Source organism: Salinarimonas rosea DSM 21201, assembly GCF_000429045.1.
Lineage (GTDB): Bacteria > Pseudomonadota > Alphaproteobacteria > Rhizobiales > Beijerinckiaceae > Salinarimonas > Salinarimonas rosea.
On sequence record NZ_AUBC01000023.1, the window covers coordinates 25,749 to 43,733 of the forward strand.

Here is a 17,985-nt window from a genome sequence, read left to right on the forward strand (position 1 = left end):
GCCCCGGCGTGCTACGGCGCACGCCTCCCGCCCGAGAGGATGACGTCATGGTCCCGCGCTATTCCCGCCCCGAGATGACCGCGCTCTGGTCGCCGGAGACGAAATTCCGGATCTGGTTCGAGATCGAGGCGCACGCGACCTCCGCGCTGGCGGAGCTCGGCGTCGTGCCGAAGGAGGCGGCGGCCGAGATCTGGGAGAAGGGAGCGAACGCGACCTTCGACGTCGCGCGCATCGACGAGATCGAGCGCGAGACGAAGCACGACGTCATCGCCTTCCTCACACACCTCGCCGAGATCGTGGGGCCGCAGGCGCGCTTCGTGCACCAGGGCATGACCTCGTCGGACGTGCTCGACACGACGTTCTCGGTCCAGCTCGCCCGGGCCTCCGACATCCTGCTCGGAGATCTCGACGCGCTGCTCGCCGCGCTCGAGCGGCGCGCGCGCGAGCACAAGCTCACCCCGACGATCGGCCGCTCGCACGGCATCCACGCCGAGCCGACGACGTTCGGGGTGAAGCTCGCGCAGGCCCACGCCGAGTTCGCCCGCTGCCGCGCCCGGCTCGTCGCGGCGCGCGCGGAGATCGCGACCTGCGCCATCTCCGGTGCGGTCGGCACCTTCGCCAACATCGATCCGCGGGTGGAGGAATACGTCGCCGAGAAGCTCGGCCTCGTCGCCGAGCCGGTCTCGACGCAGGTGATCCCGCGCGACCGCCACGCTATGTTCTTCGCCACGCTCGCCGTGATCGCCTCCTCGGTCGAGCGGCTCGCGACCGAGATCCGCCACCTGCAGCGCACCGAGGTGCTGGAAGCCGAGGAGTACTTCTCGGAAGGCCAGAAGGGCTCCTCCGCCATGCCGCACAAGCGCAACCCCGTGCTCACCGAGAACCTGACCGGGCTCGCGCGCATGGTGCGGGCCTATTGCCTGCCGGCGATGGAGAACGTGGCGCTGTGGCACGAGCGCGACATCTCGCATTCCTCGGTCGAGCGCATGATCGGCCCGGACGCCACGATCACGCTGGACTTCGCGCTGGCCCGCCTCACCGGCGTCGTCGACAAGCTGCTCGTCTATCCCGCGCGCATGCAGGCGAACCTCGACCGGCTGGGCGGCCTCATCCACTCCCAGCGCGTGCTGCTGGCGCTCACCCAGAAGGGCGCCTCGCGCGAGGACGCCTACGCCCTCGTCCAGCGCAACGCCATGCCCGTCTGGCGCGGGGAGGGGGACTTCCTCGACCTCCTGAAGCGGGACCCGGACGTCACGGCGAAGCTGAGCGATGCCGAGCTCGAGGCGCTGTTCGACCTCGGGTATCATCTGAAGCACGTCGATACGATCTTCGCGCGGGTTTTCGGCACGAGCTGACCCGCGAGCCCCCCGCGGGCGGGCTCCGGCCGATGCGGCGCCCGCCGGGCGGAAACCGATCGGGTTCCGCGGCGTTCTTCTCCTGCGACAAACACCCGCGGGGGAGACCATGGAACTCCTGTTGCGTCGACTATGCGACATCGCCGTCCGTAACGGCAGCCTGGAGGTCGTCACCGCCTCCGGCAACCGGTTCGTCTCCGGCAGCGGCGGAAGCGCGCCCGAGGTGACGATGCGCTTCACCGACAAGGCCGCCGAGCGGGCGCTCGTCCTCTATCCGGAGATGAAGCTCGGCGAGCTGTTCATGGACGGCCGGCTCGTCCTCGACCGCGGCTCGATCTACGACCTCCTCGCGCTCCTGATGCGCGGGCGCCCCGGCGGGCGCGGCGTGTACGGCACGCGCCTCGTGCGCAAGCTGCGGCGGGCGGTGCTCGCGCTGTTCGCCCGCAACGGCGAGCGGCGGGCGCGGGCCAACGTCTCGCACCACTACGACCTCGACCACCGCCTCTACGACCTCTTCCTCGACGCCGACCGGCAATACAGCTGCGCCTATTTCGAGCGTCCGGGCCAGTCGCTCGACGAGGCGCAGCTGGCCAAGAAGCGCCACATCACGGCGAAGCTCCTCGTCGAGCCGGGGCACGAGGTGCTCGACATCGGCTGCGGCTGGGGCGGGCTCGCGCTCTACCTCGCCGGCGTCGCCGGCGCGGGGCGCGTCACGGGCGTGACGCTCTCCACCGAGCAGTACGAGATGGCGCGCGAGCGGGCGGCGAAGCGGGGGCTCTCGAGCCGCATCGACATCGCGCTGAAGGACTATCGGCGTGTCGAGGGGACCTTCGACCGGATCGTGTCGGTGGGCATGTTCGAGCACGTCGGCCCGGCGCATTACGGGGAGTTCTTCGACACGACGGCCCGCCTCCTGCGCGAGGACGGCGTGATGCTGCTGCACACGATCGGCTCGACCAGCGAGCCGGGGCCGACGAACCCCTGGATCACGCGCTACATCTTCCCCGGCGGCCACATCCCCACCCTGTCGGAGATGATCCCCGCGATCGAGCGCGCGGGCTTGCGGCTCGCGGACGTCGAGGTGCTGCGGCTGCACTACGCCGAGACCCTGAAGGCCTGGCGCGAGCGCTTCCTCGCCCGCCGCGAGGAGGCGGCGCGGCTCCTCGACGAGCGCTTCTGCCGGATGTGGGAGTTCTACCTCGCCAGCTGCGAGGCGGCCTTCCGCTACGAGGACCTCGTCGTCTTCCAGCTCCAGCTCGGGCGGCGCAACGACGTCGTGCCGCTGACGCGCGCCTACGTGGGCGAGCGCGAGCGCATGCTGCGCGGGCTGGAGGCGGGCACCGCGCGCGAGGCGGCGCGACGCACGGGGTGAGCGGAAGGGGGATCGCGGACGCATCCGGCACGCGATCGGGAGCTCCCCTCTCTCTCGTGGAGAGGGGCGGGGGGGGGCGTTCAGGATCGAGCACTGCATCGATGCAGACCCCGGCCGACGTGGTGCGGCATTGGCGTGGAGATCGTCCTCCACGCCCCCCACCCCCGGCCCCTCCCCACGAGGGGGAGGGGAGAGCGTCGGCGGACTGCATCTCGGTGTCGTTCACCGCCGAAGGCCGGCTCGGCCTCCCGTCACAGCACCAGCACGCCGGTGTGCTTCGCCTTGTCCTCGGGCTCGACGTGGATCGTGATCACCGCCTCGCCGACGGCGGCGCGCAGCCCGCCCTCGATGCGGTCGCAGATCTCGTGAGCCTCGCACACCGTCATCTCGCCGGGCACGACGAGGTGGAAGTCGATGAAGGTCACGCGCCCGGCCTGCCGGGTGCGCAGGTCGTGCGCCTCGAGCGCCCCGTCGGCGTGGCGGGAGATCACGGCGCGGATCGCGCCGAGCTCCTCGGGCGCGACGGCCTCGTCCATCAGCCCCGACACGGACGACTTCACCAGCTGCCACCCCGACCAGAGGATGTTGAGCGCGACGAGCAGCGCCAGGACCGGGTCGAGGATCAGCCATCCCGTCAGCGCGGCGAGCAGGACGCCCGCGAGCACGCCCACCGAGGAGACGACGTCGGTGAGGAGGTGGCGCCCGTCCGCCGCGAGCGCCGGCGAGCGGCGGGTCCGTCCCGCCCGGATCAGGACCGCCGCCCATACCCCGTTGATGACGCTCGCGAGCGCGTTGACCGCGAGGCCCACCGGCCCGAAGTCCGGCATGTGCGGCGCCGAGAGCGCGCCATAGGCCGCATGCGCGATCGAGAGGGCGGCGAGGATGATCAGCACGCCCTCGATGACGGCGGAGAAGTACTCCGCCTTGTGGTGGCCGTAGGGGTGGTTGCGATCGGCGGGCTTCGCCGAGAGCCGGATGGCGACGAGCGCCGCGACCGCGGCCGCGACGTTGACGATGCTCTCGAGCGCATCCGAATAGAGCGCGACCGACCCGGTCAGCCACCAGGCCGCGAGCTTCAGCCCGAGGACGAGCACGCCCACGGCGATGCTCCCCACCGCGAGCCGCATCACGGTCTCCACGAGTGCAGCTCCCTTCCGCCGGCGGACCTCGGCGGCGCCCGCGGGCGCCGGTTTCGCGCAGCGTTATCAGGCCTCGCCCACGATCGCCAGGGCGAACCCGTCCCAGCCCTTGATCCCGAGCGTCTGGATCGCGGTCGCCGAGAGCCGCTTCTCGCGGCCGATCGCCTCGACCACCGCGCGGGTGGCCACGACCGACGCGTCCGTGCTCGCGGTGTCGACGACGGCGCCCTCGCGCACGACATTGTCGAAGATCAGCACCGTGCCGGGCCGCGAGAGGCGCAGGGCGAAGGCGAGATAGTGCGGGTTCGAGGGCTTGTCGGCATCGACGAAGACGAGGTCGAACGGCCCCGCACCCTCCGCCTCGAGCGCGGCGAGCGTGTCGAGCGCGCGCCCGACGCGGATGTCCACGCGATCGGAGAGGCCGGCCCGGGCGATGTTCGCCCGCGCCGTCTCGGCGTGCCGCGGGTCGAGCTCGAGCGTCGTCACGCGCCCGCCCTCGGGCACGGCGCGGGCGAGATGGATGGTGGAATAGCCGCCGAGCGTGCCGATCTCGAGGATGCGCCGCGCGCCCGCCATCCGGGCGAGGAGCTCGAGCAGCTTGCCCTGCGCGGGCGACACGTCGATCGCCGGCAGCCCGGCCTCGACGTTGGCCGCGAGCGCGGCGTCGAGCGCGGGATCGGACAGGGAGAGGGCGTCGGCGAACCAGGCGTCGACGGCGGCGGCTTTCTCCTCGGTCATGGCGGTCTCTCCGGTCATGGCATGTCGCTCGATAGATAGCCCTGCGCGTCTCGTGGCTCCGGACCAGCGGCGTCGCGGAGTTGCGATCCGACGCCCGCGAACATCGTCCTTCCCCGTAGGGGAAGGTGTCTCGGCGGAGCCGAGACGGATGGGGCGCGCGGCACGCGCGTTCGGCGAAGCCGAAGTGCAGCGGCGGCAGCGGACGCGTCGTCTTCCGCTTCGCGGAACGCGTCGCTCGCGCGCCGCGCCCCATCCGTCACGCAGCCTTCGGCTGCGCGCCACCTTCCCCTACAGGGAAGGAGGACCTCGGCCTTTCGCGCGAATTCGTACGCCCGCGCAGGAAATCGAGGGAGGTATGCCTGCGCGGGCAGGTCGAGGCGAGGCGCCTTCCGGCTCGGAGGTCTCGAGTCGCGAATGTCGGCTCGTCGCACGCTCAATCCTCCTCCTCCGAGGTCTCGATCACCGAGGCGTGCTCCAGCGTCCGGTGCACGGGGCACATGTCGGCGATCTCGAGGAGGCGGGCGCGCTCGGCCGGCGTCAGGTCGCCCGCGATACGCAGGCGGCGCACGAAGCGGTCGGCGCGGCGGTGGGTGCCGGCCTCGGCGTCGCTGCTGTCCTCGGCGTGGACCTTGTCGTGCGTCACGTCCACGACGACGCTGTCGAGCGCGAGCTTCTTGCGCCTGGCGTACATCCGCAGCGTCATCGCCGTGCAGGCGCCGAGCGCGACGGACAGGAACTGGTAGGGCGTCGGCCCGAGGTCCGAGCCGCCGAGCGATCGCGGCTCGTCGGCGATCAGGGGAAAGCGCCCGTCGACCGAGACGTGCTGGAGGAGGCCCGCGGGCGAATCCTCGCTCACGCGAACCACCCCCTCGTGCCGCGCGGCGGCCGCGTCGTCCGCCGCCGGCGGCAGGTAGCGCGCGACCCAGGCGGCGATGACGGAGGCCGCGTATTCCGCGTCCTCGGCGCTCGTGAGCAGGTGGTCGGCGTCGTCGAGGGTGACGAAGCTCTTGGGGTGCTTGGCGGCCGTGAAGATCGCGCTCGCGTTCTCGATGCCGACCGTCTCGTCGCGCGGGGCGTGGAGCACGAGGAGCGCCTTGCGCAGATCGGCCAGCGCCGTGCGCAGGCTCGCCTCGCGCACGTCCTCGACGAAGTCGCGGGTGATGGTGAAGTCGCGCCCCGCGAGGGTCACGCGCGCGGACCCGTCCCGCTCGATCGTCTCGAGCGAGGCGCCGAGAGCGTGGGTGACGTGGGCGGGCTCGGCCGGCGCGCCGATGGTGACCACCGCCTTCGCCTCCGGGATGCGCGCCGCCGCCGCGATCGTCGCCGCCCCGCCCAGCGAATGGCCGATCAGGATCGCGGGCGCCTCCAGCGTCGCGCGCATGTGGTCGGCGGCGAGGACGAGGTCGGCGACGTTCGTCGTGAAGCTCGTGTTGGCGAACTCTCCCTGCGAGTGACCGAGGCCGGTGAAGTCGAAGCGCAGCACCGCGATCCCCGAATCGGCGAGCGCGGCGGCGATCCGGCGCGCGGCCGCGAGGTCCTTCGAGCAGGTGAAGCAATGGGTGAACAGCGCGTAGGCGCGCGGGCGGCCCGGCGGCCGATCGAGGCGCGCGGCGAGGCTCTGGCCGTCGTGTCCGGGAAACGTGATCTTCTCGATGGGCATGGGGGCTCCGGGATGCGGGACGCGCGTATCTGAATTCCCATTCGACCCTTGCGCAATCCGCGTTACCCCGCCATCTGACGCTCGCTACAGCGCCGGGCCCCTCTGGCGGAACGGGTCGACCCCCTTCCGCGATGTCGGAGCTGTTCCCTCGTTCGGGATCAGCCGGCGGCCGGGCGCGCATGCGCGCGGGGACGGCGGCGGGTCGCGAGCGGGCTCTCGCCCACTCACGTCATCGGTGCGCATCCATGACTGTCACCCTTCTCCTCGTCCTCGCCGGCCTCGTCCTGCTCGTTTTCGGCGGCGACCTTCTCGTGCGCGGCGCCGTCAAGGCCGCGACCCGGCTCGGCGTCTCGCCCCTCGTCATCGGCCTCACGCTGGTGGGCTTCGGCACCTCGACGCCCGAGCTCGTCACCTCGGTCCAGGCCTCGCTCGCCGGGGCACCGGGCATCGCCATCGGCAACATCGTCGGCTCGAACATCGCCAACATCCTGCTGATCCTGGGCATCTCGGCGCTGATCGCGCCGATCGCGATCGACTCGCGCGCGCTGACGCGGGACGGCGTGGTGGCGCTCGTCGTCGCCGTGCTGTTCGCCGCCCTCGCCTTCGTCTGGCCGCTCGATCGGCTGGTGGGCGCCGTCTTCGTGGCCGGGCTCGCCGCCTACATCTTCGTCGCATTCCGGCAGGAGCGATCTGCGGTCCCCGTGCCGGACCACGGCGCGCTCTACGACAAGGCGGTGGCGACGCAGGCGGCCGACGACGCGCTGGTGCCCGACCCGGCGGAGAAGGGCGGCGGGCTGCTCTGGCCGATCCTGCTCGCGCTCGCCGGCCTCGTCCTCGTCGTGGGCGGCGGCAAGCTCCTGGTGGACGGCGCCACCGAGCTCGCCCGCGGGCTCGGCATCTCCGAGACGGTGATCGGCCTCACCGTCGTCGCGGTGGGCACCTCGCTGCCCGAGCTCGTCACGTCCGTCGTCGCGGCGCTGAGGCGCCAGGCGGACGTCGCCTTCGGCAACATCGTCGGCTCGAACATCTACAACATCCTCGGCATCGGCGGAGTCACCGGCCTGATCGCGCCGGTGGACATCCCCGGCGAGATCGCGCGCTTCGACGCGCCGGTGATGGTCGGCGTGACGCTGCTGATGCTCCTCGTCGCCTGGACCGGCCGCAAGATCGTGCGCTGGGAGGGTGCCGTGCTGATCGGCGGCTACGGCGCCTATCTCTGGTTCCTGTGGCCGGCCTGATCGGCCAGGAACACTTCCGCCAGGAACGCATCGATCGCCCCGCTCACCACCGCGAGCGGGGCGAAGTCGCCCGTGTCCGGCGCCGCCGCCAGCGCGAGGTGGTCGCCGGGGACGACGTGCAGCGGCGCCGGCGGAGAGGCGGCGTCGCGGCCGTAGGGCGCGAGCCAGCCGGGCGCCTCGCTGAGGATCGAGACAACCCGGATGCCCGCGGTCCCGGCCTCGCCGCGCAGCCACAGCGTGAGGTCCGCCATGTCCGAGACGGTCAGGCCCAGCCCCGCGCCGATCTCGGGATAGGGGTCGTCGCGCTCCGGCAGGAGCAGGGGCGCATCCATCAGGAAGAGCAGCGTCGGCGGAAGCCGCCCGCGCGCCGCCCGCGCCCGCAGCGCCAGCGCGGCGAGGAGGCCGCCGAGGCAATACCCGACGACGACCACCGCGGGGCGCTCCGCCAGGAGCCCGTCGAGCGCCGCCCCGAACGCCGCCTCGATCGGCGCGAGCGTGAAGGCGGGGTCGCTCTTGAAGCGGGCGACGCTCGCCGGGTAGCCGATCGTCGTCGTCGCGCAGCCGGGGTGCGCCGCGGACAGGCGGGCCTGGAACATGCCGGGACGCTCCCGCGGCCCCCAGCTCGCGAAGGCGTCGCCCTCGAGCCCGTGCAGGAAGACCACGTGCGGCGCGCCGGGCGCCTCGACGAGAGGATGGAGCGCGATCACGCCGCCGCCTCCGCCAGGAAGGCGCGCGCCGCCGCGCGCAGCGCGGCCGCGTCGTAACCGAAGCGCTCCGGCCCGCCGCGGTCGATCGGCCCGCCCGGGGCCGATCTCTGGATCGCGCAGAGGTGGACGAGCCCCAGATCCATCGCCCTGCCGCGCCCGGCGCGAACCGCGTCCTCGAAGGCGTCGAGCACCCGCGCGGCGGTCGCCTCGGGTACGAGCGGCGCGGCGCGGTCTCCGTAGAAGTGCACGAAGCGCGTCGTCGGCGAGGCCAGCCGCGGCGGCGCCTGCAAGTCGCCGACGTACCGGATGCGCCCCGGAGCGGGCGGGCGGCGCTTGAGGACGGCATTGATCGCCTCCTGCTCGCCGATGCCGTTCCACGGCGCCGCGGGCTTCACGAACTGCGTCTCCTCCCAGGCGGCGGCGAGGAGATCGCGGGCGAAGCCCCCCGCGCACAGGGCGAAGACGCAGGTATGCAGCGGCTGGGAGGCGCGCCCCAGGACCGGGTCGAGGCCGAGATCGGCGAAGAAGGCGTCGGGGTCCTGGGCGACGATGTCGGCGTCCGTCGCCAGAAGCGGCGCGAGGTCGCGCGCGGGCGCGAGCGCGACCGCGTCGGAATCGACCCAGACGGCCCAGTCGTGGCTCTCGAGCGCCGCGAGGAGGGCGGGGATCTTCGCCCAGCAGGCCGGCCGCACGCCGACGTCGGGCAGCGTGCCGGAGAAGCCGTAGCCGTGGCGTGTGGCGTAGGCTCGCGCCGCCGCGATCCCGATCGGCCCCAGGCGCGTGTACTTCAGCCCCGCCGAGTCCTCCGGCGGGGCGTTGCCCGTGACGATCGCGATGCGCGCGCGGCTCACGCGGTCTCGACGAAGTCGGTGAGGCGCCTCATCGAGGCGAGGGTCGCCTCGTCCACCGGCCCCTCGACACGGAGCTCGGCGACGCGGGCGATGCCGTCGAAGGCGCCGTAGAGAGGCCCGTGCTCCTTCAGGTGCCGGTCGACGGCGGCCTGGGAGGCGGCGCCGACGCGGATCGTCAGGATCGCGTTGCCGTTCTCCCAGCCGGCGGTGAAGGCGAGGTCGTCGGCCGGCGCGACCGCCTCGGCCACCCTGTCACGGGCGGCCTCCGCCGCCTGCGCCTTCCCCGGGGCGACGGCGAGCGTCGCCGTGAGCGTGATCGGATGGGTCATGATCCACCTCCCCGCAGGGCCTTGGCCGCGCCCGTCGGCATGCCCCAGAACACGATGGCGCCGTCGACCTTGCCGCCCTCGAAGGTGATCCCCTCGCGGTCGGCCCAGGTGACCGGCAGCGCCGCATCGACGGCGAGCGGGTCGATCGTCGGCAGCTGGTCGTACTGGCGCCTTGCCAGCGCCACGGCGACGTCGACGATCTTGCCGGCGGGGATCTCGACCGCCTTCTCGATCACCTTCAGCAGGATCTTGGTGCGGTTGGCCATGATCGCCGACTTGAAGCTCTGTACCCAGCCGGCGTCCCCGCCGTTGACGACGGCCTCGCCCGCCTGCTGGCCGGCCTCCTCCTCGGCCCGCTCGATGTCCTCCTCGCTGGCGTGACCGTCGAGCAGGCCGACGATCTCCTCGTCCTCGAAGTCCGAGACGAGCTGTCCGCTCGCCTCCTCCTCGACGGACTCGGCGGCCGCGTTCTCGGCCGCGCCGGCCGCGGAATCGAGCGCCCCGCCGATCACCGCGAACAGCACCTGGAGCGCGACGTTCACCGCGATCTGGAAGGCCTGGACGTCGTGGTCGGGGATGACCGTGACGTGGAAGCTCTGCACCGGGTCGGCGATCTCCGCGAGGACGAGGTGCCCGTCGTCGCGGCGCACGATCCCCATCGTCACGAACTGCTCGGCGTCCATCGCCACCCGGATCTCGCCGGGGCCGTGCCAGGCCGGATAGGGGAAGTGCACGTTCGACATCGAGACGTGCGCCACCGCCCCGTTCAGCGTCAGCTGCAGGTTGCCCGCCGGGATGGTGGGGTGGATCGTCGTCGTGTCGCCGTCCGCATCCGTGTAGGTGAACGCGCCCCAGGTCATCGTTCCGGTGTTGTAGATCGTGCCCGTGGCGCTGGCGGCGAAGTCCGACAGGGACGAGCCCTGCACGATCGATGTGATGGCGGGCTTCAGGAGGTCCTCGTCGACCCGATGCGGGCCGAGCGCGACGGCGCGGTCGCAGCCGGCGGGCGCGCCGTCGAGCATCCGCCCGTCGACGGCGAGCTGGAGCCCGTCCATCGAGCGGTGCTCGGTCATGGCGAGGAGCGCGACGATGGCGCCGCGCTGGTCGTTCGCAGGCAGCGGCGTGACCGCGACGGCGGCGGAGGTCGGCACGATCCAGGGGCGATCGCCGGCCGGCGCGGCCGACACGACGCCGGTCGTGATCGAGCCGAACGCGCCGGCGAGGAGCGGCACCTGCTGCTGGAGGACGGCGTGGAAGGCCTTGGCCACCTCGTAGACGTCGTCGCCCGTCACGCCCGGCGGGAAGCTGTAGCGATCGAGCACCACGGCGTCGCCGCCCACGGGCGCAATCGTTCCGTCCGCGGTGACCGCGAGCGTCACGAGGACGCGGATGGTCGAGCCGGCGAGGTCGAGCGACTTGCCGCCGAGCGTCGCCGTGCCGGAGGCGACGGTGCAGCCGACGACGATGCGGTTCGAGGGCGCGCCGGGGACGAGGTCCCAGGCGCCCCAGTCCCCCGCGACGCCGCCGCCGGAGAACGAGGCGGGAACCCGTCCGCTCGCCTTCACCGCCGCGTCGACCGCGGTCAGCGTCGTGGCGTAGACGAGATCCCAGCCGAACGTGTCGAGCATGTCGTGACCTCCCTCAGGGGCACGCGACGGCGGCGCTCGTGAACCCGAGCGCGCCGGCGAGCCGCAGCGAGCCGTCGAGATCGACGGCGGAGACGGTGAAGTCCTGGCTGTCGGTCCACACCATCGGGGCGTAGACGTTGTCCTGCAGGAGATCGATCGCCGGCGCGTCGTCGTTGGCGATCATGCCCTCGATCTCCGCCGAGAAGCCGACGAGGCCCACGAGCAGCGCCCCGATCACCACGATCACCGGCACCGCCGCGCCGCCGGTCACCACGGCCAGCACCGCGAGCGCGATGGCGAGCACGATCGCGAGGATGGCGTCGGTGATCTTCACCCATTCGGCGATGATGTTGCCGTGGGTCTCCTCCGGGTCGCCGATGCGCTGGTAGGCGAGGGTGGTCTGGCCGGACTTGTTGGTGCCCTTGACGATCGTGTAGCGGTTCGTCGAGCGGCACCAGGCGGTGACGCCCGCGTCCACGTGCGTCTCGGTATAGGCGTCGATCGAGACCTGCGGACCCTCGATCATGAAGGTGAACTGCTTGAGCTGGGGTGTGTAGATGTTGCCCTGGTGCTCGACCTGCGGCAGGTCGACCGAGACGTTGGGCTTGAGCTGGATCTGCTGGTCGCCGATCTCCAGGTCCTCGGGCCTCAGGTTCGGCCACATGCGCTGGAGGGAGGGCACGATCAGGTCCTGCAGCATCAGCGTGCGCGAGATGCAGAAGGCGCCCTCGACGCCCTTGGGAACGATGCGCTTGTCGATGACCTGCTGGAGCCCCGCGGGCGAGCGCTTGCCGCACATCGCGAGCACGCCGAGGAAGGCGTCCTCGTCGTCCGGCCCGTCGACGTAGGAGTAGGAGACGTAGGACGGCTTGAGGAAGGCCCAGGCGCCGGTGTCCGCCTCGTCGTTGAGGTCGGCGATGGAGAAGATGTAGGCGAAGTCCGCGAGGTTGGCCTCGCACCAGGCGACCAGCGCCGCCTGGATCGAGTACATCGCCCAGGCGGGGGAGGGGAGGATCGTCTCGTCCACCCCGTACACCTCCACGACGGGCACGCTCGGCTCGTCGCTGGTGGGCTTGACCTTGAGGTGCTTCTTCTTGCCGGTCGCGTCCGCGGCGTCGTCGAAGAAGTGCAGCCGCACGGTCATGGTGATCGAGCCGGCGGTCCACGAATACGGCGCGTAGCTGTCGCCGTTCGGCGCGACGCCGGTCACGGCGCTCATCGGCAGCTCGACGTTGACCCCCGAGCCGTCGCCGCCGCGCACGAGCCTCCAGTCGCCGAATGTGCCCTTGCAGGTCACCTTCGGGTCGCTCGCGTCCGTGTAGGAGAACCCCGTCGGGGAGGCCTTGCGCGCCACGATCGCTGCGTTGACGTTGGCGATCCGCACGGCGAAGGCCGTGTCCCAGCCGAAGGTCGAGATCTCGCCCTGCGGAGTGGTGACCGGCGCGGCGCTCATTCCGTCGTCCCCGTGGTCGCGGCATTGCCGCCGAGCAGGAAGGCGGCGCGGAAGGTGCCGCCGGTCACCTGCCAGCTCTCCACGTAGGGCCACTGGATCGCGGCGGAGAAGTTCGTGGCGAAGTCGTCGATCGTGGGCACGTTGCCCTCGGTGATCTTGTCGTTCCAGATCATGGTCATGATCTGCGGCAGGACGCCGACCGGGATGCCCAGCATGCCGCCGAGCACACCGCCCCAGACCTTGTACTTGTTGGCGAAGATGCCGGTGCGGCCGTTGCCCTCCTCGCCGCCGGACGCGATCGACTCGGTGGCGTCCTCCACCGAGGAGTCCTCGGCGGCCGAGATCTCCTCCTCGGACATCTCGCTGAACTCGTTGTCGATCGCCTCGGCGCCGGCCTCCACGACGCCCTCGCCCCCCTCCGTCGTGGCGGTGGAGACCGCGCCGCCCAGCGCCTCGCCGAGCTCGGCGCCGATGAAGCCGAAGGCGATGCCGATCGCGATCGACTCGATGATCATCGCGATCTCGAAGCCCTTGTTGGGGGAGACGTCGGCACGGATCGAGTTGGTGCCGAGCCCCGGCGAGGGCACGAGGTAGTACTTGCCGTCGGAGAGCTTCGCCGCCTCGACGTTGAAGTATTGGTCGGCGGTGAGCTTCACGTCGGCGGTGCCGTCCGGCGTGGTGAACGACGCCTGCGAGATGCTCAGGTGGAAGTTCATCCCGTCGAGCGTCAGCTCGAAGTCGCCGGGTGCGATCGTCGGCACGACGATGCTCGTCGGGTCGTCCTTGGTGAGCTGGAAGTTGCCCCACTGGAGGGTGTTCTTGTTCGCCACGGTGATGCCGTCGTTGACGATATGGAAGTCGTCGTCGGTGGCGCCCATGACGCACTGCTTGGCGGCCTGCAGGACGATGTTCTGCATCGCCAGCGGCGCGGAGACCGCGAAGACCGAGTTCGTCTTCGTGGCGGTCTTGGAGAAGACGTCGAACATGCGGATGTCGAAGTTCTGCTGCGGCAGGGGCCCGGAGGGCTTGCTGGTCAGGCTGAGCAGCGCGAACGAGGTCTGGCTCTGGTCGCCCTGGACCGAGGCCATGCCGTAGAGCGAGACGACGGGCTTGAGCCATTGCTTGCCCGCCTCGATCGCCTCCTCCTCGAGCCTCACGGCGGCGAAGACCGCGTCGAAGGCGGCGAGGTTGTTCTCGTAGTAGGCGTTGAACGCGGCCTCCGCCGCGTAGACGTCGCCGCCCGAGAGCCCCGGCGCGGTCACCGACTGCACGCGCGGGCGCTGGAACTCCTCGGTCGTCTGGTTCGCCTTGAAGTGGTGCGTGCTACCGGTGCCCGGCTTGGCGGTGGGATCGGAGATCTCCTGCGACGCCTTGTCGGAGGCCAGCGTGATCATCACCTCGACGTTGCCGCCGTCGAGCTTGACCGGGGCGCTGCCCGGCAGGGTCAGGTCCCCCGTCTTGATCGGGCACTCCATGATGATGCCGTTGCCCTCGCCGCCCTTGACGGACCAGTCGCTCCAGGCACCGGCGACGTGCGCGCCGCCCGCGGTGTCGGTGCCGTCGAAGTCGGCGGGCGTCGTCTTCTGCGCCTTGATCGAGGCGTTGAGCGCCTCGAGGCGCAGGGCGAAGACCGTGTCCCAGCCCATCAGGTCGATGTTGCCGGTGTCGTTGCCGTTGGAGCCGTTCGCCATGGGAATCACCTCGACTAGAGAGAGGCGCGCCCGGGTCGGGGGCGCGTGAGGTCGTCGTGCCGGCGCGGGACGGCGCACGGCGGCTCAGGACGCGCCGGAGGCGCGGATCACGAACGCATCGGACAATTCGGCGCTCGACGCCTCGAACTTGTCGAGGCCCGACCAGACCGCGGTCGCGACGGGGATCGAGTCGATGGAGAACTGGCCGGAGCTCTTGAGGGCGTTGGTCACCGCGTCCTCGATCGTCGCGACGACGACGTCCATCACCACGTTGACGATCAGGCCGATCACCGGGACGATCCAGGTGATCTCCTTCTCGTACCAGGGGATGTGCTCGTGCGTGGACGGGCTCGACTTGCTGACGACGTTGAAGGTGACCTGGTTGGTCTTGGGATCGTAGCCGACCTCGGTGACGACGCTGAGGTTGTCGAACGTGACATAGGCGTCGTGTAGGCCGGTGATGTCGAAGCGGCCGCTCGCCGTGGTGATGATCTGCTTGCCGCTGATCTTCACCGCGTAGCTGGTCAGCTCCGGATAGTAGTCGATCGCCCCGCTGTGCACCTTCCCCATCGGGATGGCGGCCGTGTTGGTGATCGAGCACGCGGTCGGCTGCGAGGGGTTAGGCGGCGCGTTGAAGCGCAGCGACGAGGCCGGGACGCCGAGCGCCTTCACCACCGAGGGCATGAGCAGGTTCTTCAGGAACACCGCCGGCGCCATTGCGAAGAAGTAGTCGTCCCCCGCCACGAGGAGGCTCGGATCCACCGCCGTCGCGAGCCCGCCCGCGCCCCAGGGCGCCTGCGTGAGCGACTGGATGCCCAGCGCCTGGATCTTCTTGTCGATGGACTCGAAGTAGCTCACCGAGATGGCCTTGGGCGCGAGCCAGGGCTGTCCCTGCGGGTTCATGATCACGGTGGCGAAGATGAACGAGATCTTGTCCTTGTTCTCGACGAAGATCTCACCGAACCAGTCGTTGAAGATCTGCGCCGCCTGTCCCGTCGGGTCGCGCGTCTTCAGGACATGGCCCGGGCTCGCGTCTGGATTGGCGACGTAGACGTCGCCGTCCTTCGTCGCCGGGCGCGGCGAGTTCGTCTCGATGGCGAAGGTGAGCGATTGCGTGCCGTTGCTCGGGGCCGCGACGAGCACGAGCGCGAGGTTGAGGATCGGCTGGACGCCCGCGAGATCGATCGGCGCGCGGAACTGCGGGGCCGTGAGCGTGCCCGACGTGATCGGCACCATCAGGTTGATGCGGTTGGCCGAGCCGCCGGGCTGGATCGTCCAGGGGCCGAAGTCGCCGCTCATCGCGATGGCGAGGCTGGTGTTCTCGAACGAGAACGTCGGCAGCGTCGTCGAGGTCGAGCCGGCGAGAACCTTGTTGACCGCCGCGACGTTGCTCGCGGTCACTACGTCCCAACCCTGGAGATCCATGGCCGCGCCCCCGTGCCGGTGCGAATCACTTTTCGGTTGTTTTCGGGACGATATGTGATTGTGCAGTCCGGTCAAGGAAATTGCGATTTCCGCGTGCTCCGGAAGACGGTTCGTCGCGCCATGGTTTCCGTAGCGGGAACCGGGCCCGCGCATTTCGCGGCGAAAGCGTCGGGAGGCGCACGGCTGCGACATCCCGTCCGCTCGGGCGAGCGCGGCCATTGATCCCGATCAACGCGGCGGGCGATCCGGCGCGGCAGGGTGCGCGGCACGAGACGGATCAGCGAGCTCCCCCGCCATGGCCGACACGGCAGCACCGAACCCCTCGCGCGACGCGGACCTCCTCGAGGCGCGCCGGGCCGAGGAGACCCACGCGCACGAGACCCACGCGGACGAGACCCACGCGGACGAGACCCTCATCGAGGGGCCGCTCTACGCCAAGCGCAGGCAGCTCTACGTCCAGAAGGTCGACGGCACGTTCCGGCGCATCAAGTGGGCGGTGCTGGTGCTGACGCTCGGCGTCTACTACCTCCTGCCCTTCGTGCGCTGGGACCGCGGGCCGAACGCGCCGGACCAGGCGGTGCTGATCGATTTTCCCGCGAGGCGCTTCTACTTCTTCTTCATCGAGATCTGGCCGCAGGAGATCGTCTACCTCACGGGCCTGCTCATCCTCGCGTCCTTCATCCTCTTCCTGATGAACGCGGTCGCCGGCCGCGTCTGGTGCGGCTACCTGTGCCCGCAGACCGTGTGGACCGACCTGTTCCTCGCGGTGGAGCGCTTCTTCGAGGGCGACCGGCGCGAGCGCATCAAGCTCTACAACGGCGGCTGGACGAAGGAGCGCGTGGCGCGCTCGACCGGCAAGCACGTGACCTGGCTGATGATCGCCTGGTGGACGGGCGGCGCCTGGGTGCTCTACTTCGCCGACGCGCCGACCCTCGTCTGGGAGCTCGCCACGCTGCAGGCCCCGGCCGTCGCCTACGTCTGGATCGGCATCCTCACGTTCACGACCTACACGCTCGCCGGCTTCATGCGCGAGCAGGTCTGCACCTACATGTGCCCCTGGCCCCGCATCCAGGCCGCGCTCACCGACGAGCACGCGCTCAACGTCACCTACAAGGTGGACCGCGGCGAGCCGCGCGGCTCGATGAAGAAGAACAAGGCGCTCATCGAGAAGGGCGAGAAGGCCGGCGACTGCATCGACTGCAACCAGTGCGTCGCCGTCTGCCCGACGGGGGTCGACATCCGCGACGGCATGCAGCTCGGCTGCGTGCAGTGCGGCCTGTGCATCGACGCCTGCGACGGCGTGATGGAGAAGATCGGCCGCCCGAAGGGGCTGATCGCCTACGATTCGGAGTACAACCTCGAGCGCCGCGAGGCGGGCCTGCCCGAGGAGAAGCCCAAGATCGTGCGCGCCCGCACCATCCTCTACGCGGTGCTCATCGTCGGCATCTCGCTGTTCATGATCTACCACCTCGCGGTGCGCGCGACGCTGGACGTCTCGGCCCTGCACGACCGCAACCCGGTCTACGTGCTGCTCTCCGACGGCTCGATCCGCAACGCCTACACCGTGCGGGTCGCCAACAAGGCGCTGGAGGAGCGGACCTTCACGCTCTCGCTCGAGGGGCTCGACGCGGCGACCGTCGAGTCGGTCGGCACGACGAACCTCGACCCGGACACGCTCGAGGTCGTGATCGGCCCGGCCCGGACCCGGGAGCTGCGCGTGCTCGTCACGCAGACGCCGGTCGCCGGCGCGCCGGAGAGCCGCGACGTCGCCTTCGTCCTGACCGCCCCCGACGGCGCCGAGACCGCCGTCGCCCGCGACCATTTCATCCAGCCCGCCCGCTGAGCGCGGGCCTCACTCGAGGAGCGAGACGACCATGACCTCCCCCGATCGGCTCGTCGACGACTACAGGCCCGGCGGCCGGCCCCTCACGGGCCGCAAGGTGCTCGCGATCCTCGTCGCGTTCTTCGGCGTCATCTTCACGATGAACGTCTTCCTGCTGAACATCGCCTCCTCCACCTTCCGGGGCCTCGAGGTCGACAGCACCTACCGCGCGAGCCAGGAGTTCAACGGCACGCTCGCCGAGAGCGCCGCCCAGCGGGCGCGCGGCTGGAGCGTCGATGTCCGCGTCGCCCGCCGCGACGACGGCACCGTCGCCGCCGCCTTCGCCGTCGCCGACAACGAGGGCGCGCCGCTCGCCGGCCTCGCCGGGACGGCCCGCCTCGCGGCGCCCGCGGACAAGAGCCTCGATGCCACGGGCGCGATCGTCGAGACCGGGCTCGGCCGCTACGAGGCCGTCTTCGCCGGCGATCCGGGACCCGGCCGCTGGACGCTCGTCACCGAGCTTGCGCGGGACGGCGAGGTGCTGTTCCGCTCCCGCAACCGCATCCTCGTGGATTGA

Annotated in this window: 15 protein-coding genes; 5 read left to right on the forward strand and 10 right to left on the reverse strand. The window is 71.0% G+C overall.

Annotation, left to right across the window (positions count from 1 at the left end):
* The first annotated feature begins 47 nt into the window (after positions 1–47).
* Together purB and G407_RS0116515 are read left to right on the forward strand one after the other, a co-directional pair.
* Positions 48–1,355, forward strand: a complete 1,308-nt coding sequence (gene purB, locus G407_RS0116510; protein ID WP_029031716.1) for an adenylosuccinate lyase — start codon at positions 48–50, stop codon at positions 1,353–1,355.
* A gap of 109 nt (positions 1,356–1,464) precedes the next feature.
* Positions 1,465–2,727, forward strand: coding sequence for an SAM-dependent methyltransferase (locus tag G407_RS0116515; RefSeq protein ID WP_029031717.1), 1,263 nt, complete (start codon positions 1,465–1,467; stop codon positions 2,725–2,727).
* A 251-nt stretch (positions 2,728–2,978) separates the two neighbouring features.
* On the opposite strand, the gene G407_RS0116520 is transcribed toward G407_RS0116515, so the two are convergent.
* The 3 genes from G407_RS0116520 to G407_RS0116530 all read right to left on the reverse strand — a co-directional run bounded on the left by G407_RS0116520 (position 2,979) and on the right by G407_RS0116530 (position 6,264).
* Positions 2,979–3,854 (reverse strand): cation diffusion facilitator family transporter, encoded by an 876-nt coding sequence (locus tag G407_RS0116520; protein WP_043540045.1) that lies wholly within the window; start codon positions 3,852–3,854, stop codon positions 2,979–2,981.
* A 78-nt stretch (positions 3,855–3,932) separates the two neighbouring features.
* The gene (locus G407_RS0116525) at positions 3,933–4,604 is read right to left on the reverse strand and encodes an O-methyltransferase (protein ID WP_029031719.1); all 672 of its coding nucleotides are present in this window, start codon (positions 4,602–4,604) and stop codon (positions 3,933–3,935) included.
* Positions 4,605–5,037: 433 nt separating this feature from the next.
* Complete coding sequence (locus tag G407_RS0116530; RefSeq protein WP_029031720.1) at positions 5,038–6,264, reverse strand: bifunctional alpha/beta hydrolase/OsmC family protein; 1,227 nt, start codon at positions 6,262–6,264, stop codon at positions 5,038–5,040.
* A gap of 245 nt (positions 6,265–6,509) precedes the next feature.
* Here G407_RS0116530 and G407_RS0116535 point away from each other — a divergent pair, with 245 nt between their 5' ends.
* The gene (locus G407_RS0116535; RefSeq protein WP_029031721.1) at positions 6,510–7,502 is read left to right on the forward strand and encodes a calcium/sodium antiporter; all 993 of its coding nucleotides are present in this window, start codon (positions 6,510–6,512) and stop codon (positions 7,500–7,502) included.
* Here G407_RS0116535 and G407_RS0116540 read toward each other — a convergent pair.
* The 7 genes from G407_RS0116540 to G407_RS0116570 form a co-directional block, all read right to left on the reverse strand.
* Positions 7,475–8,209: a hypothetical protein gene (locus tag G407_RS0116540; RefSeq protein WP_029031722.1), complete on the reverse strand. Its 735-nt coding sequence runs from the start codon at positions 8,207–8,209 to the stop codon at positions 7,475–7,477. The two genes, G407_RS0116535 and G407_RS0116540, sit on opposite strands and share 28 nt — an antisense overlap.
* Complete coding sequence (locus G407_RS0116545) at positions 8,206–9,060, reverse strand: glycosyltransferase family protein (RefSeq protein WP_029031723.1); 855 nt, start codon at positions 9,058–9,060, stop codon at positions 8,206–8,208. The genes G407_RS0116540 and G407_RS0116545 overlap by 4 nt, the downstream gene beginning before the upstream one ends.
* Positions 9,057–9,389 carry a hypothetical protein gene (locus G407_RS0116550; RefSeq protein ID WP_029031724.1) on the reverse strand — a complete coding sequence of 111 codons (333 nt, stop codon included), beginning with the start codon at positions 9,387–9,389 and terminating at the stop codon, positions 9,057–9,059. The genes G407_RS0116545 and G407_RS0116550 overlap by 4 nt, the downstream gene beginning before the upstream one ends.
* A complete protein-coding gene (locus tag G407_RS0116555; RefSeq protein ID WP_029031725.1) occupies positions 9,386–11,017 on the reverse strand; it encodes a TULIP family P47-like protein in 1,632 nt (543 codons plus the stop codon). The genes G407_RS0116550 and G407_RS0116555 overlap by 4 nt, the downstream gene beginning before the upstream one ends.
* Positions 11,018–11,030: 13 nt before the next feature.
* Entirely contained in the window at positions 11,031–12,470 is a 1,440-nt protein-coding gene (locus G407_RS0116560) for a TULIP family P47-like protein (protein WP_029031726.1), read from the reverse strand.
* The gene (locus G407_RS0116565) at positions 12,467–14,161 is read right to left on the reverse strand and encodes a TULIP family P47-like protein (RefSeq protein WP_029031727.1); all 1,695 of its coding nucleotides are present in this window, start codon (positions 14,159–14,161) and stop codon (positions 12,467–12,469) included. The genes G407_RS0116560 and G407_RS0116565 overlap by 4 nt, the downstream gene beginning before the upstream one ends.
* Before the next feature lie 84 nt (positions 14,162–14,245).
* Complete coding sequence (locus G407_RS0116570; protein WP_084327582.1) at positions 14,246–15,805, reverse strand: TULIP family P47-like protein; 1,560 nt, start codon at positions 15,803–15,805, stop codon at positions 14,246–14,248.
* A 76-nt stretch (positions 15,806–15,881) separates the two neighbouring features.
* On the opposite strand from G407_RS0116570, the gene ccoG reads away from it, so the two are divergent.
* Together ccoG and G407_RS0116580 are read left to right on the forward strand one after the other, a co-directional pair.
* Positions 15,882–17,429 (forward strand): cytochrome c oxidase accessory protein CcoG, encoded by a 1,548-nt coding sequence (ccoG, locus tag G407_RS0116575; protein ID WP_084327583.1) that lies wholly within the window; start codon positions 15,882–15,884, stop codon positions 17,427–17,429.
* Between the two features lie 31 nt (positions 17,430–17,460).
* The gene (locus G407_RS0116580) at positions 17,461–17,985 is read left to right on the forward strand and encodes a FixH family protein (protein ID WP_029031730.1); all 525 of its coding nucleotides are present in this window, start codon (positions 17,461–17,463) and stop codon (positions 17,983–17,985) included.